General features: G+C 59.4%; 12 protein-coding genes, 3 pseudogenes and 2 riboswitches. Of the genes and pseudogenes, 7 read left to right on the forward strand and 8 right to left on the reverse strand.

Features of this window, described 5'->3' with window-relative positions:
* Window positions 1–173: 173 nt before the first annotated feature.
* The gene (locus tag K728_RS0108695; RefSeq protein WP_024476452.1) at window positions 174–1,613 is read right to left on the reverse strand and encodes an IS1380 family transposase; all 1,440 of its coding nucleotides are present in this window, start codon (window positions 1,611–1,613) and stop codon (window positions 174–176) included.
* A 79-nt stretch (window positions 1,614–1,692) separates the two neighbouring features.
* The gene (locus tag K728_RS0108700) at window positions 1,693–1,884 is read right to left on the reverse strand and encodes a hypothetical protein (protein ID WP_024476453.1); all 192 of its coding nucleotides are present in this window, start codon (window positions 1,882–1,884) and stop codon (window positions 1,693–1,695) included.
* Between the two features lie 253 nt (window positions 1,885–2,137).
* On the opposite strand from K728_RS0108700, the pseudogene K728_RS18945 reads away from it, so the two are divergent.
* Window positions 2,138–3,009, forward strand: a pseudogene (locus tag K728_RS18945) (IS3 family transposase); the annotation flags it as partial.
* 239 nt (window positions 3,010–3,248) lie between these two features.
* Here the strand turns inward: K728_RS18945 and K728_RS0108720 are convergent.
* A complete protein-coding gene (locus K728_RS0108720) occupies window positions 3,249–3,461 on the reverse strand; it encodes a hypothetical protein (RefSeq protein WP_024476456.1) in 213 nt (70 codons plus the stop codon).
* A gap of 150 nt (window positions 3,462–3,611) precedes the next feature.
* Window positions 3,612–3,686, forward strand: a riboswitch (cyclic di-GMP riboswitch).
* Between the two features lie 180 nt (window positions 3,687–3,866).
* Between K728_RS0108720 and K728_RS23175 the strand changes: the two genes are divergently transcribed.
* The 3 genes and pseudogenes from K728_RS23175 to K728_RS21875 all read left to right on the forward strand — a co-directional run.
* Window positions 3,867–4,523: a biliverdin-producing heme oxygenase gene (locus tag K728_RS23175; protein WP_443110948.1), complete on the forward strand. Its 657-nt coding sequence runs from the start codon at window positions 3,867–3,869 to the stop codon at window positions 4,521–4,523.
* On the forward strand, window positions 4,520–7,345 hold the full coding sequence (locus K728_RS18955) for a bifunctional diguanylate cyclase/phosphodiesterase (RefSeq protein ID WP_024476458.1): 2,826 nt from the start codon (window positions 4,520–4,522) through the stop codon (window positions 7,343–7,345). The genes K728_RS23175 and K728_RS18955 overlap by 4 nt, the downstream gene beginning before the upstream one ends.
* Window positions 7,346–7,480: 135 nt before the next feature.
* Window positions 7,481–7,624 (forward strand): annotated as a pseudogene (locus K728_RS21875) (flavodoxin family protein); the annotation flags it as partial.
* 48 nt (window positions 7,625–7,672) lie between these two features.
* Here the strand turns inward: K728_RS21875 and K728_RS0108735 are convergent.
* Together K728_RS0108735 and K728_RS20555 are read right to left on the reverse strand one after the other, a co-directional pair.
* On the reverse strand, window positions 7,673–9,025 hold the full coding sequence (locus K728_RS0108735; RefSeq protein WP_024476459.1) for a dihydrolipoyl dehydrogenase family protein: 1,353 nt from the start codon (window positions 9,023–9,025) through the stop codon (window positions 7,673–7,675).
* A gap of 1 nt (window position 9,026) precedes the next feature.
* The gene (locus K728_RS20555; RefSeq protein ID WP_084442860.1) at window positions 9,027–9,368 is read right to left on the reverse strand and encodes a thioredoxin family protein; all 342 of its coding nucleotides are present in this window, start codon (window positions 9,366–9,368) and stop codon (window positions 9,027–9,029) included.
* 53 nt (window positions 9,369–9,421) lie between these two features.
* Between K728_RS20555 and K728_RS0108745 the strand changes: the two genes are divergently transcribed.
* A complete protein-coding gene (locus K728_RS0108745; RefSeq protein ID WP_024476460.1) occupies window positions 9,422–9,829 on the forward strand; it encodes a heavy metal-responsive transcriptional regulator in 408 nt (135 codons plus the stop codon).
* Window positions 9,830–9,850: 21 nt separating this feature from the next.
* Here K728_RS0108745 and K728_RS23180 read toward each other — a convergent pair.
* The 3 genes and pseudogenes from K728_RS23180 to K728_RS0108755 all read right to left on the reverse strand — a co-directional run.
* Window positions 9,851–10,106 (reverse strand): annotated as a pseudogene (locus K728_RS23180) (transposase); the annotation flags it as partial.
* 107 nt (window positions 10,107–10,213) lie between these two features.
* A complete protein-coding gene (locus K728_RS0108750; protein ID WP_024476461.1) occupies window positions 10,214–11,779 on the reverse strand; it encodes a signal peptidase I in 1,566 nt (521 codons plus the stop codon).
* Window positions 11,780–11,861: 82 nt separating this feature from the next.
* Window positions 11,862–12,254: a hypothetical protein gene (locus tag K728_RS0108755; RefSeq protein ID WP_024476462.1), complete on the reverse strand. Its 393-nt coding sequence runs from the start codon at window positions 12,252–12,254 to the stop codon at window positions 11,862–11,864.
* A gap of 18 nt (window positions 12,255–12,272) precedes the next feature.
* Window positions 12,273–12,349, reverse strand: a riboswitch (cyclic di-GMP riboswitch).
* Between the two features lie 271 nt (window positions 12,350–12,620).
* On the opposite strand from K728_RS0108755, the gene K728_RS0108760 reads away from it, so the two are divergent.
* Together K728_RS0108760 and K728_RS20565 are read left to right on the forward strand one after the other, a co-directional pair.
* The gene (locus tag K728_RS0108760; RefSeq protein ID WP_024476463.1) at window positions 12,621–12,932 is read left to right on the forward strand and encodes an IS3 family transposase; all 312 of its coding nucleotides are present in this window, start codon (window positions 12,621–12,623) and stop codon (window positions 12,930–12,932) included.
* Between the two features lie 282 nt (window positions 12,933–13,214).
* Window positions 13,215–13,811: IS3 family transposase (locus tag K728_RS20565; protein ID WP_156911251.1), on the forward strand; the 597-nt coding region annotated here is incomplete at its 3' end.

Raw genomic sequence — 13,811 nt, forward strand, 5'->3', positions numbered from 1 at the left:
TAGCCCGGATTTTTCATGATGGCCGGGTTCGCGGCCAGGTCATGGGCTAGTTCGCGTCCGGTGGGATTTTCTTGTTTTGGGCGTGTTGGCGGGGCCTGTGGTCGCTGGCTGGGCGTCGGGTTCCACGTCTCCGATCGGGTGTTTCGGTGGTTGCAGGGCTGGCCGTCCGGCTTTCAGGCCAGGCGCGGGCTCGGTTGTCGGAGGCTGTGCTTGAGCTCGGTAATGGCGGTCAGGAGGGTGGTGATCGTGCCGGTTTCCGGCGCGTTGCCGGGGATCAGCAGCTGGGTCCGCCGGGCCCTAGTGATGAGTTTTCCGGCGGTCGCGAAGAGCCGGTACCGCCACCGTTTGATGTCCCAGCCGCGGGCTGTATGCCCGGCCGGCAGGATGGCCAGTTGCAGCCAGGACACTAGATTCATGGCCAGGGCGGCAATGTCAGCCCAGGCCTGATTGGCGTGGAAATCATAGAACGGCAGTTTCCCGAGCCCAGTGTTCTTCAGCGTTTTGATCCGGTTCTCACACCGTCCCCGGGCCCGGTGCCGGGCATCAAGGGTGGGCCCGTGCCAGCGCGGCGAGTTCGTCAGAAAGGCCGTGATTCTGTGTCCGTCAACATCGAGCAGCGTTGCCTGCGCCCCGGGGTGAAGGGGCTCGGCGCGTAGGAACAGGTTCGTCCCGACCGGGTAATCGGTGAGCCCGAAAATCTCGGTGGCGTTGATGACCCACGCATCGGTGCGTTCCTTACCGTTCTGGTCCAGGGCCGGCTGCCAATGCGCTTTGTCGTTGATCCAGGCGACCATGTGGGCCTTGGTGACCGGCACCGGGTAGGACACCGTGAACTGGACACCTAACGACGCCAGGTGATGCAGGAACTTCCGTGACGCCCCGGCGCTGTCGGTGCGCACCAGCACCTTGTCCCCGATGAGCTCACCGTGGCCGTCGTAGAAACTGTCGGGGAGCTGTCCGATGGCCTGGGTGAACACCTCGATGTGGTCTTGGGCACTGTTGGCTCCGGCGTTGCCTGGACGCATCAACGCGGCCAGGATCTCCCCGGTCCCGTTGCCCGTACCGTAATCGACGCTGGCGATGAAAGGGGCGAAACCATACCCGCCCTTATAGGTGCCCACGGCCTGTTCCTTGTCGCTGTGGGAGGCCACGAGCGTGGCATCAAGGTCCAGGATCAGGGGCTCCAGGACGGTCGCCCGCAGTGCCGGGTTCCGGTCCCCGGCAGCGTCCCATGCCCGTGAACGCAGCTGGCGAGTCAACGTGGCGAAGCCGTAGCCGAAGACGTCCGGACCAGCCGCAACCCGGTCGAAGAACCGTGAGACGGTCGCGTTCGAGGCCACGTTCCCGAAGACGCCGGCACCAGAGCGTAGGATATCCAGATCCGAGACGTGTTCCCCGCCGCCGGCGAGCATGACCGCCAAGGATCCCAGGATCGTGCCGGGCCGATGCCGGGCCCCGGCGGGAACGAACTGGCCTAACCGGTCCTCGCACAAGCCCCGGAAACCGAGCGCGTCGATCAGAGATGTCACCACGTTCAGCCCCGCGTGGGAGACCAGCGACTGCTCCGTCGTGGCGACAGGAAGAGACGGGAAAACTCCGGTAATCTTAGACATCAGAAAGGTGCTTCTTTCAGCCGGTGGAACAGTGCGTCAACAACACTATTTTCCCAGCCCAGAAGCACCTTTCGTCGCTTTAACACACCCGACGGGCCCCACCCTCATGAAAACCCCGGGCTAGCGCGCGGTTCATTCCTGCGTCGGTTGTGGGGAATGCGGCTGTGTCGATCAACGCACCAGTTGCGCAGTGAATCGTTGTGAATGTGTGAGTGCGGGCGTGGGTGTCGACTCCGACGACGAATTCGAAGTCTTCGGCGATGATCGTCATGGTCAGCTACTCCTTCGTTGAACCGGTCAGTTGATGCAAAAGCCTGCTTTGTTCGCGCGAAGACGCATCTGTAATGGGTCACACCGGTGGGTGGACAATCTTCTGATTAGGTCATTCGTGCGGGCAGGCTGGTGCCCGGAGAACAGAGCGGACGAGTCATTTTTAGGACACCGCTTTCACAGGTCGGATATACCCTGAGTCACGCTCTAGCCTCCAAGACCAGCCTGCCAGCCAGCCTCTGGCCGGCTACTGACCATTACAGATATACCCGCTGGTCACGGACCTTGCCGCTGACGGGGTTCCTGTCGCGGTGACTTGCAGGGTGTTGGGATTCAGTAAGCAAGGCTATTACCGGTGGAAAGCCAACCCGGTCACTGACCGGGACTGGGCTGATGCGCATCTGGTCAACGCGGCACTGCAGATCCACGCCGACGATCCGGCGTTCGGGTACCGGTTCATCGCCGACGAGCTCCCCGGCAAAGGCTTCACCGCGGTGAGAACAGGGTCCAGCGGTTGTGCCGCGACCACCGGATCTGGTCGGTGTTCTCACGCAAACGAGGCCTGAATCGCAAGCCCGGACCGCCGGTCCATGACGACCGGGTGCAACGGGACTTCACCGCAACAGTGCCGAACCAGCTGTGGTTAACGGACATCACCGAACATCCCACCGCGGAAGGAAAGCTCTATCTTTGCGCGGTGAAGGACGTCTATTCCGGACGCATCGTCGGCTATTCGATGGACTCCCGGATGAAATCCCGGCTGGCGGTCTCAGCGCTGGAGAACGCGGTCCGCACACGGCGTCCAGCCGGAACGGTGGTCCATTCAGACCGCGGGTCCCAGTTCCGTTCAAGAAGTTTCGTGGAATCGCTGCGACACAACGGGCTCACCGGATCGATGGGAAGGGTCGGAGCCTGCGCTGATAACGCAGCAATGGAATCCTTCGTCTCGCTCCTGCAAAAGAACGTCCTGGACCGCAAACGATGGAACACCCGCCATGAACTCCGGCTAGCAATTACGACGTGGATCGAGCGGACCTATCACCGGCACCGGCGACAACGACGGCTGGGGAAACTCACGCCAATCGAATATGAAACAATCAACCGAACCGCGCTCACCGCGGCCTAAGACCCCGAGTCAACAAAAGCCGGGGCAGTCCCCTTTGAACTCGACAATTGGGTGCCGCGAACTAGTCCAAACGATCCAGGCTGCCCCGGATCACGGTAATAGGGTCTACTGTGCCGGCTTCGATACCTTCGCATTGTGAACGGCCGCCGTCGGTGGTGGGTTCGTACCTGAGGCAGAAAGCTTCTTAGTAGGGCATTCCGCCGTCCAGGGCGGCCAGAGCTTATGGTTCTAGCTAGGCTTTACCGTTCGCTGATGAGCGCCCGGTTGCGTTGGGTGAACCAGATGGCCAGCGGGATGCAGGTAACGACGGCCGCGGCGATCATTAGCACGGGCCAGCCGCCCGCCTGCCAGGAGACACCGGCCAGGGTCGAGCCGATGGAGCCGCCAATGAAGTTGCCGACCACAAAGACCGTGTTGAGGCGACTCCGCGTGCTCGGGTCGATAGACAGCATCCGTGTCTGCACTAGCACCGGCGGACGTTAATTTACTCGCCGGTAAAGATAGATAGCCCGGTCCGTACGGTGATAACGACGCTCTTACGGCACTGTCATGTTTCCCGATATTCACGAAGACGATATTCGTACTACTATGGCATTCTGCTTATTTGACAATGGCAAACCCGGGGTGACCCGGCGACGCAAAGCCACGGGGCCCTTGAGGTCAGCCGGGCTACCTGACAGCAAGGTTTTTATCATGCGCCGCATCCCTTCATCAGCATCATTTTGGGCAGAAGATCCGCCGATCCCGTTTGACTCGAATCAACCAGTTCGCGTTTTGCTAACTATCTCAAAGCAGCTTTCGGGTCGATCCCGCCATTCGTTACCCCTCGTCGCGACACTTCTCAGTGGAAACCGGAAATGAGCGACGGACCTACCGTTTGGCCACCTACGAGAAGTGTTGTGTTTTGTGAACCATTGAACACTGATCCGGTCGAGCTTCGGGACCGCCTTCGCCGGGAGACCTTAGTGTTGCATCGGGAAGTCGAGGAGATGACCGGTCTTCCAGAATCGATCTCGACCAGGGGAGATTATGTGCAGTTGTTGCGGCGGCTTCAGGGTTTCCACACTGCTGTCGAAGAGCAGCTGGCTGACCCTTCCTGGGCGAAGGGGTGGCTGGATCTTGGGATCGCTTTGCCGAAGCATCGGAGGGCGTACCTGCTGTCTGAGGATCTGCAGTCTCTAGGAGCTGGCACCGAGATGGCTTCGGCGCGGGTGCCTAGGCTGGAGAACATTGCTCATGCCTTGGGGTGCTTATACGTTGTAGAGGGCTCATCCTTGGGCGGACGTGTCTTGGCTCCGGCTTTCCGCGCGGCCCTGGGGGATGTTCCCACCGGTTTTTTTGACAGCGATGAAAGGCTGCATCCGCACCCGTGGCGTTCTCTCTTGGCGGGACTTCGAAAGTTCGAAGTCGCTGGGGGGTGCGCCGATGACGTGGTGATTGGAGCGCAGATGACCTTCTTGGCTTACGGAAGGCACCTTGATAACAGGGCACAGGCGAGGACCGAAGGTCTATGACGCGCGCTCAAAAATTGTTGCCCGAAGATGAGCAAAAACGACTCGACGAGTGCGTGCGCGAGCCCGTCCATACACCCGGTGCGATTCAGCCTCATGGTGCTCTGCTCGTTCTCGACCCGGCGTCCATGGAGATTCTGCAGGCCAGCGAGAACACGGGCGCGGTACTTGGCCTGGATGCAACCGCGCTTCTGGGCCAACGCCTCGACGCAGTAATTGGTGCCAAGATGCCGCCGAACCTGGCTGCGGTAATCGCTGCCGGTGCCGTAAATGCTCCCAGTCCCACAGTTTTGACTATTGGTGGGAGTGTCTTCGACGTTATTATGCACCACGCCGAGGGGCTGGTCATCGCAGAATTCGAACCGCTTCGCGATGGCCATGATGGTAATTTGGTGGCGCTTCTGCACCTAGCACTAACCCGATTTTCCGTTGCCGAGTCAGTGAGTGAGTTGCGGGAAGCGGCTGCTCGAGAGGTACGCCAGCTCACGGGCTTCGACCACGTCATGGTCTATCACTTTCACCCGGATGGGCACGGTGAAGTCGTTGCGGAGGACCTTGCCGAGGGCATCTCTCCTTACCTTGGACTGCATTTCCCAGCGTCGGACATCCCAGCTCAGGCTCGCCGTCTCTACGAACGGAAGCTTTCCCGCGGCATCGCGACCAGCGACTATCAAAGCGCTGCGCTGGTCCCGGTACTGAACCCCAGAACAGGCGGACCCACCGATCTGTCCCGGGCCGAACTGCGCAGTGTTTCCCCGAATCATCTACAGTTCATGCGAAATATGGGACAAGGGTCTTCGATGTCCCTCTCGTTGGTACACGAGGGCCAACTCATCGGTATGATTACCTGCTCGCACCGGGACCCGCGCTACCTGCCATACATCTGGCGCCACGGGTGCGAGATTTTGGCACAACGAGTAACCCTTCAGACCGCAGCACTAACGGAGAGGCGCCGGCTTTCCGACCAGTTAAATAAGCAGCGGTTGCGCGGCGGACTTATCCAGCAAATGGACATCATGGACAACGTCGCAGAGGCACTGGTCAGCGGTGACGTCACTATTCTTGATCTCCTTGGCGCGGACGGAGCGATCGCGCGTGTAGACGGCATAACAGCGTTCGCCGGCAAAGTACCGCCGGAGGAGAACGTCGAGAAACTGGTCGCCCTCTGGCGCACCACATCTACCGAGCATTTACTGGTCAGCGAATCTTTCACCACCGACCGGCCTGATCTGGCCGAGATGGTGCCCGGCACGGAGGGTATCGTTCTGCTGGACCTAGGCGGCGGAGGAGACTACCTCGTCTGGTTCCGCGACGAAGTACTAAAGTCGGTGAACTGGTTAGGAGACCAGTCGCCGATGAACCGCGATACACCCCTATCGCCCCGAAACTCATTCCAAATGTGGTCTCAATCTGTCGCAGGCCAGGCCGAACCTTGGGACAGGGTAGCAGTCGCTGAGGCAGGTGAACTTGGCCGCGATATCGACGCAGTTCTGTTGCGCCGGGTTCAGGCCCGGCTTGCTCATCAGGGGCTGCACGACGCACTGACGGGACTGCCCAACCGACGCCTCCTCACAGAGCGTCTGGGGCAAGCCCTGGAACGGCACGCCAAAGGCGTTCCAGTGTCCGTTCTCTTCATCGATCTCGACCATTTCAAGCAGGTGAACGACTCGTTCGGACACGACATCGGTGACGCGCTGATCGTGCAGGCTGCAGAACGTCTCTTCCAATCAACGCGTAGCACCGACACTATTTGCCGCTTCGGTGGGGATGAATTTTTGGTTCTGTGCGAAAACACTGACGCCAGCACGGCCGAAAGCGTCGCAGAGCGCATCGTTTCGGCATTCCGGGAACCAGTTCGGATTGACGGGTTGAAGTTACGCATCACAGTGTCCGTGGGTATCACGCTAGCGCAGGGCCATCACCGTCCCACGGATCTACTCCGTGAGGCCGACCATGCCATGTATCTGTCCAAAAACGCGGGCCGAAACCGCAGCTCATGGTTTACAGACCAGCTGCAGGATAGGGCCAGCGAGCGTCTGCACACCGAATCGGCTTTACGTCTGGGCATCGAACGCAACGAACTCATCCTGCATTATCAGCCCATTTGGGATGTCGCTAGGGGAACAATCGAGGGTGTGGAAGCCTTGGTTCGATGGAACCGACCGGGTTACGGGCTGGTTCCACCGGACCGATTCATCCCTGTTGCTGAGGACACAGGGATCATCGGGCTACTTGGTGAATGGGTAATGACCGAAGCAATCCATCAGCTCAAGCAATGGCAGGACGAGGGCCTCGTGGAATCCAGTTTCCAGATGGCCGTCAATGTCTCTCCACTTCAGCTCCTGGACTCCGCATTGATCGACAAAATCAAACGGCTTGTCGCAGAATACGATTTGAAACCATCCAATCTGGTCATCGAGATCACCGAGTCGACCATGATGTCCCAATTGGCATCCATCACCAACGCGCTAAGTGTCCTCGCCAGCTACGGCGTAACACGGTCAATCGACGACTTTGGGACTGGATACTCCTCGCTGGCCTACCTGCGCTACATGCCCGTGAACCAACTTAAGATTGACAAGTCTTTTGTAGCCGGCCTCGGCACCAATCATGCAGATTCCACCCTCACAGAGACCGTCATCAACCTCGCTCGCGGACTCGGAATGACCTGCGTCGCTGAAGGCGTCGAGACCGAGTCCCAGCTAAACGTCCTTCGCGAACTGGGTTGTGACCTCGCTCAGGGATATCATCTCGGACACCCACAGACGGGTCCCGAACTTTCCAAGGGTTGGCGCGAAGCTCTCAAGCCTTCCAGCAAAATGTGAGGGTCGATCTGCTACTGCCGCTAAGTTTCAGAAGCGGGCCAACTGGCCGCCGAGCTTTTCTTGCATCTCGGCGGTGTCTGGGCCGTTGATAATCCAATTTTGGCCCGTGAACCATACTGAGTCTGATTCGGAGTCAACACCACCTTTATGACCTGGAACCTGCTTCATATGGCTCGCATGCTGAAACTGGCCGGAGGTATTACTGCCCGGGGAAACCTACCTGACGCTTGGAAAAAGGGCGACAGGTTTGGTCTGGATGCGAATCCGGAATACAGGTAGCGTCAGCGATTGTTTTTGAACGCTACCGGCGCAACAAATCTTGTGCGGCTAGACGAGCGAGGCCAAATCTGATCCTACTGAGGGGTAGGTGGCTGTGGTTGATTTCAGTTGGCGGGTGGTGAGGCCGTGTTTCATGGCCAGGCTGATGGTGTTGGCTAGTTCGGCGTAGTCTGTGCCGAAGAGATGCGCGCCGACGATCTGATCCGTTGATTTGTCGATCAGGATTTTCGATGCGCCGCTGGTTTCCCCTGTTCGGTAATTCGTGTACCAGGCGCTGGTATCGGTATAGCGGACGTCGACGTCCAGCCCGCTGTCCGCAGCTTCGTGTTCGAGCATGCCGAGACGCACTAGTTCCGGAATTGTGAAGACTGTCGTTGGTATCGCGAAGTAGTCGGGGGCCGTGGTACCTGATTTGAGCATGTTTGATGCTGCCACTTTAGCCTCGAACACTGCCACAGGGGTTAGCGGCATGCCAGGGGTGTCAGCGGCATCACCGGCTGCGTAGACGGCGGGATTGGTGGTGCTTTGGAGATGGTCGGCGACCTGTATTCCTTTAGGCCCGTATGCGACCTTCGCGGCTTCGAGGTTCAGTCGGGATAGGTCTGGGATCCGGCCCGCACCGTGGACGACGAGGTCGGCGTCAATTGTCGATGTCTCTCCAGCTTGAGTGAGGTGGAGGCGGAATCCGTTGTCTGACTTGTCGATACGGGTGATGCTTGTGCCGCGCTGGACAATGATGCCTGACTTTTCGCCGCGCGCGATCAGGAGGTCAACGAGGTCTGGGTCAAAGTTCTTCAGCGGGCGGGTCCCGCGATCGAGGATGAGGGTGGAGCTTCCGGCTCGGGCGGCGATATGAGCGAATTCGAAGGAGATGAAACCTCCGCCGAGGAAAACGATTCGGGGTGGCAGCTTCTGAAGGTTGAGGAAGTCGGTGCTATCGATGAGATGCTCGGCTCCGGGGAAGGCCAGAGGCCGGGGTGCTGCTCCCGTGGCGACGAGGATTTTCGGTGCTTGGTATGATGCTCCGGCGATGTTGACCGTTGTTGGACTGGTGAAGGTCGCCGTCCCGTGGAGGGTCTGCACCCCGTGTGAACGCAGGTCTTCTTCCATGGTCCTGGGGATTGGTTCGGTGAATCCGTGTTTGTGATCCATCAGTTCCTGCCAGTTGACGGACATGGTGCCGGGGTTCACGCCTTTACCGCTCATGAGCCGGGCGGCTTCGATCACTTCGGCGCCACGCCTGAGGATTTTCTTTGGATCGCACCCGCGCAGGGCGCAGGTTCCACCGTAGGGTAGGGAGTCTACGATCGCAACATTCCACCCATTCGACGCGCATTTCGTCGCGGCGGCGATTCCAGCCATCCCGGCACCGATGACCAGAAGGTCAACATCGGTAGCCATCTCATACCTCTTTCTTGTGTGAAAACGGAGTCGTTGTCGTGGTTGTAGCGGGAGGTAGCGCTGCCCTGAGCTGGTCGAGGGTCGGAGCCCCGGCTGGCCCCTCTGGGGTGAGGTATCGGCGGCATGCTAAACCGACTGGTGCGCCAGGACCCGCGAAAGGGTCGATGTGGTCGATCAGGATGCTCGGCGAACCGTGAAACCCAGTTCGTTCGGCTTCCTCAGCGGTGTCGATTATTTGTCGGGTGAGGACGATGTCGGGGCGGTCTTCGGCTAAAGCGATGAGTCGTTCGTAGGCTAGGGTCCAGTTGGGGCAGCCCTCGAAGTACTGCAGGGTGATCTTCATCTTCTGACTGTAAACCTTATAGCCGACTACAAGGTCAAGTGTTAGACTGGGGGATGCGTATTGGGGAACTTGGGGCGCTTGCGGGCGTTGATAGTCAGACCATCCGGTTCTATGAGCGTGAAGGTCTTCTGTCGGATCCTCTGCGCACGTCGAATGGCTACCGCAGTTATGCCCCTGAGGTAGTGGGCCGGTTGCGGTTCATCCGGTCGGCCCAGGCGGCCGGTCTGACGTTGGCCGAAATTTCGAGCACGCTACGTCTCCGCGACGCGGGTGAGGCTCCGTGCGCCCATGTATCGGCACTCCTGGAACGAAAGCTCGTCGATGTCCGGATTCGTCAGCGCGAGCTCGCCGCTTTGTCAGCGGAGCTCAGCGAGCTGATCAATTCAAGTAGGGCCCTTGACCCTGCTGATTGTTCCGACACGGAGATCTGCCACATCATCACACCGTTGAAGAACATGTAGGCCCCGCCGCGAACGGACGGCAGGGCCGATCTCGGTCAGCACGGTCTTCACCCGAGTGCCGTTGCGCATGTTTGCCGCGATAGGTCTCTACCCGTGCTCGTGTCCGAGGTGCTCGGTCAGCACGGTCTTCCAACGCCGTCTCGAGTACGTTTTTTGTGAGTTGGTTTAGCAGCCCGCCGGGGCCGACGAGGCTCACGCCCTGCTCCTTGGCCTGCACGAGCAGTCGTTCGGCAAGGTCCTTCCGATCAATAATTTCTCCTGTCACAGGATCGATCATCGCCTTTGTTGCTTTAGTCGTGAAGTCGTTCACGGCCATCTCCTTTCGGATCAGACCGGACCCTCACACACCGTTTTTCTTACAGTCCCTTTGCCTACGTTCAACTTCTAAATGTTGATTCTGGTGTCATTCTCGGTCGCTACTGCGAGGGCATCCGTAGACGAGGTTTCAGGGTTAGTGCGGTATCGGTACGTGGTGTTTTCATCCTGGACCACGAACGTTTCGACGTCGCTCCTATCCCAGTGAAGGACAAGAAGCCCGTAACGTTCGGCGAGTTTGGCTAGTGTCGCGAAAGTGGTGACGTCGATGACCGGTCGTCCCTGTGGGGCTGGCATTGGGTGTACCCGGACCAGAAGTGCGGCGTAGCGGCGCCGGATAGCCGCGCCTTCATCAACTGGTGTGTTCCGTCGTGCAAGCAGCACCAAAGTGGTGGCTGCAAGAAATGCTAGAAGGAGTAGGCCCGCTGACATGATCCGGGCGTTTGCTGCGGTCAAGTTCCAATTTTCTGGCCCCACAGTCCGCGGCACAGGAATCGTCTGGCCTACTGAGGCATCGGTTGTGACGGTGAGGGCATCCGCTGCGCCAGGAACGCTGAGCTGCAAGGGCGCCAGCTCAAGTGTCAGCGCCGGTTCGAAGTCCGGCCCCGTTGCGGTCTGCACACGGGGAGTGAGGGTAATTCCTATCGGGCTTTCCGGAAGGCCGGTGACGGCCGAGGCCGCCCGAGCCTTTTCTTCGAATGTTGCCAGGTCCAGCTCTACGGTGCCTTGGTACTGATTGCCCGTGAACGAAGTCGATGGCGAAAGGGGTACGGTGGTGCGCCACCCGCCGGGGGTAGACAGTTCAGCGGACACGGTGATGCTGCCCTGTGCGCCCTGGTAGGCGAAGTGCACTTCGATGGTATCGGCAAGGGAACGGAAAACTGGATCCGGGGATTCGGCTACAGTGCCGTCGTAAGCCGGGCTGTCACCAACCTCCGCGGTGTAGGAAAATTCCATCCTGGCACCGCTGACAGATTCCGCACTAGCAGCTTGATTAAGCGGCCCGGTCCAGGCCAAAACGACCAACGTCGAAGCGATGACTGTCAAAACTAGGGTAAGAGCGGTCCCTACTCGCAGCATGGGTGACAGCGCCCCCAGCGCCGCGCTGAAACCGGTTCGCGTAACGGTGTGGCGGGACATCTCCGCCCTCCTTTGTCTGTTTTGTCTGCGTCGGCGTCTACGGCGGGTTATAGCGCCACCACCGCTGACCAATAGGGTGAAAGTCATCAGCGACAGCGTCAGCGGGCTGGTCAATCGATCCAGCCACACCCCACCCTGCGGGATATGCAGACGCTCCCGGCCAATGAGATCCTTGGCGGAAGGCATCACTGTGTCAATCGACTGGCTGTTATCGCCTTTTAAAACGAAGCTGTCTTGGTCGCCGCCGATGATACGGTGCAGCACAACCTCATTGCTGCCGGGCAAACGGTAGGCGGCGATCTGACCCACTGAATATGATGGTGCACGGACGATCACTACCAGGTCCCCGTCGTAATAAAACGGGTTCATGCTGACACCGTCTGTGCTGACCACCGCCGCCTGACCGGCGAGAACCGCGGCCCCGACAACGGTAAGGAGAACGGCTACGGCTGCGAGTAAACACATCCCCAGGCGACGCAACAACCGATTCTGCATAACGTTGGCCTTCATCGCTGATAAAAAATCCTCAGGACGAACCCGCAGCGAAAGATACGGGTCCGTCCTGAGGGTTGTGGAACTAGCTAACGGTGACAGCGGCGCTGTTCACACCGGACTGGCTCAAGCCGGTCCCTGGGCTGCAGGTGGAATTGAACGGAGCGGTAGCGCTGATAGCTGTGCAGGTGAAGGTCGTCGCCGTGCCGCCAGTTAGTGAGATGGTCGGGGTTTTCCCGCCCGTGGCGTCAGCGAACGTCAGGGTCACGGAATTGACGGCTGTTTTGGTGCTATCGGTGTACCCATAGACCAGGCTGCTCAAGGTGGCGCCTGTAACGGATTGACTGACCGTACCGCCAACGAACTGGGTCGAACCAGCTGTGTTGCTCAGTCCAGTGCCCGTAAGCGCCGAACCGCCAGCGAAAGCCAAGCCCGCAACGGCAAGTCCTGCAACGAGTTTGGTGGATTTTGTCATCATGATATTTTTTCTCTCAATTTCAGTAGCCCGGCGAACCCCCAGCGGGTTCCGTGGCTTTGCGTCCCCGGTTCACACCGGGTTTGCCGTTTTGGTGAGGATGCACCGCGCAACGGTAGAAAACTGATGAAAGTTCCCTCAAACCTGCGCAGTGTCGAATGTGACCGCATCAAATCGGAAAAGAGCCGATCGATTTTGAGGCACTTCCTGAAAATACAACAGAAAAAACCCAAATACGCCATACTCGAACAATCCTGCGCAAAACCTTGCCAAGACCGTCGAAACTAATTTTTCACTCCCCACACTTCAAAAGACCACTGAACCGTCCCGGGTTTGATGCCGCTATCTTCTGTGAGAAAGATGGTGACTATGCCCAAGCAGTTTCCTCCCGAGGTACGTGATCGTGCAGTTCGCATGACGGTGGATCGGTTGTCCGAATATCCCTCTGTTTATACGGCCTGTAAGGCGTTGGCGCCGAAGCTGGGAGTCGGTGCTGAATCGCTGCGCCGTTGGGTGGTCCAGGCCCAGATCGATGCCGGTGAAAAGACCGGGCCAAGCAGCGAGGAGTTGGAGGAAATCAAGCGGCTCCGGGCCGAGGTGCGGGATCTGAAGGAGTCCAACGAGATCCTGAAACAGGCCTCGATTTTCTTCGCAAGGGAACTCGACCCTCGCCGCCGCTGACCTGCCGATTTATCGACGACATGCGCGCTCTTGGTTACGCGGTCGAGTCGATCTGCGCCGTCCTGCGAGACCAGGGCATGCAGGTTGCCGCACGAACCTACCGAGCGTGGAAGACACGCCTGCCAGCGTTGCGCACCCTTGAAGACGCCCGCCTCACCGATGCCCTACGAGCTTTGAACGTCGCTGATGCGAAAGGCCGTCGACGCCCCGAGATCCTTTACGGGCGCCGGAAGATGACTCAGTGGCTGCGCCGCAACGGTTTCCCGGAAGCCTCCAAACACTGTGGACCGGCTGATGCGCGAAGAGGGCATGAACGGTCTGATCAGAGGCCGCAAGATGCGCACCACGGTCCCCGGGAAGGACGGCCGCCGCGCCGGAGACCTACTGAATCGGGACTTCACAGCCCTGGCCCCGAACCAGGTCTGGGTCACTGATTTCACCTACGTGCCGGTCTACACCGGGTTCGTCTACGTGGCCCTGGTCATCGACCTGTATTCCCGGGCGATCGTCGGGTGGGAAACTTCCACAGTGAAGGACACTACGTTCGTGGAACACTGCCTGCGGATGGCGTTGTGGCGCCGTCAACACACCGGCCGGCCAGCCGCAGCGGGGCTGATTCATCATTCGGACGCGGGAAGCCAATACACCTCCATCCGTTACACCGATACCCTGGCCCTAGAGGGCTTGCAGCCCTCGATCGGCAGCGTCGGCGACGCGTATGACAATGCCGCCGCTGAAACGGTCATGGGGCTCTTCAAAAACGAGGCCGTCGCGAAGGGTTCACCGTTCCGCACCGGAGCCCTGAAAACCGAAACCGACGTGCAAACAATCGTCTTCGAATGGGTCCACTGGTACAACAACGAACGCCTGCATTCCGCC

This window comes from Arthrobacter sp. CAL618 (assembly GCF_000468215.1).
Classification (GTDB): Bacteria; Actinomycetota; Actinomycetes; order Actinomycetales; family Micrococcaceae; genus Arthrobacter_D.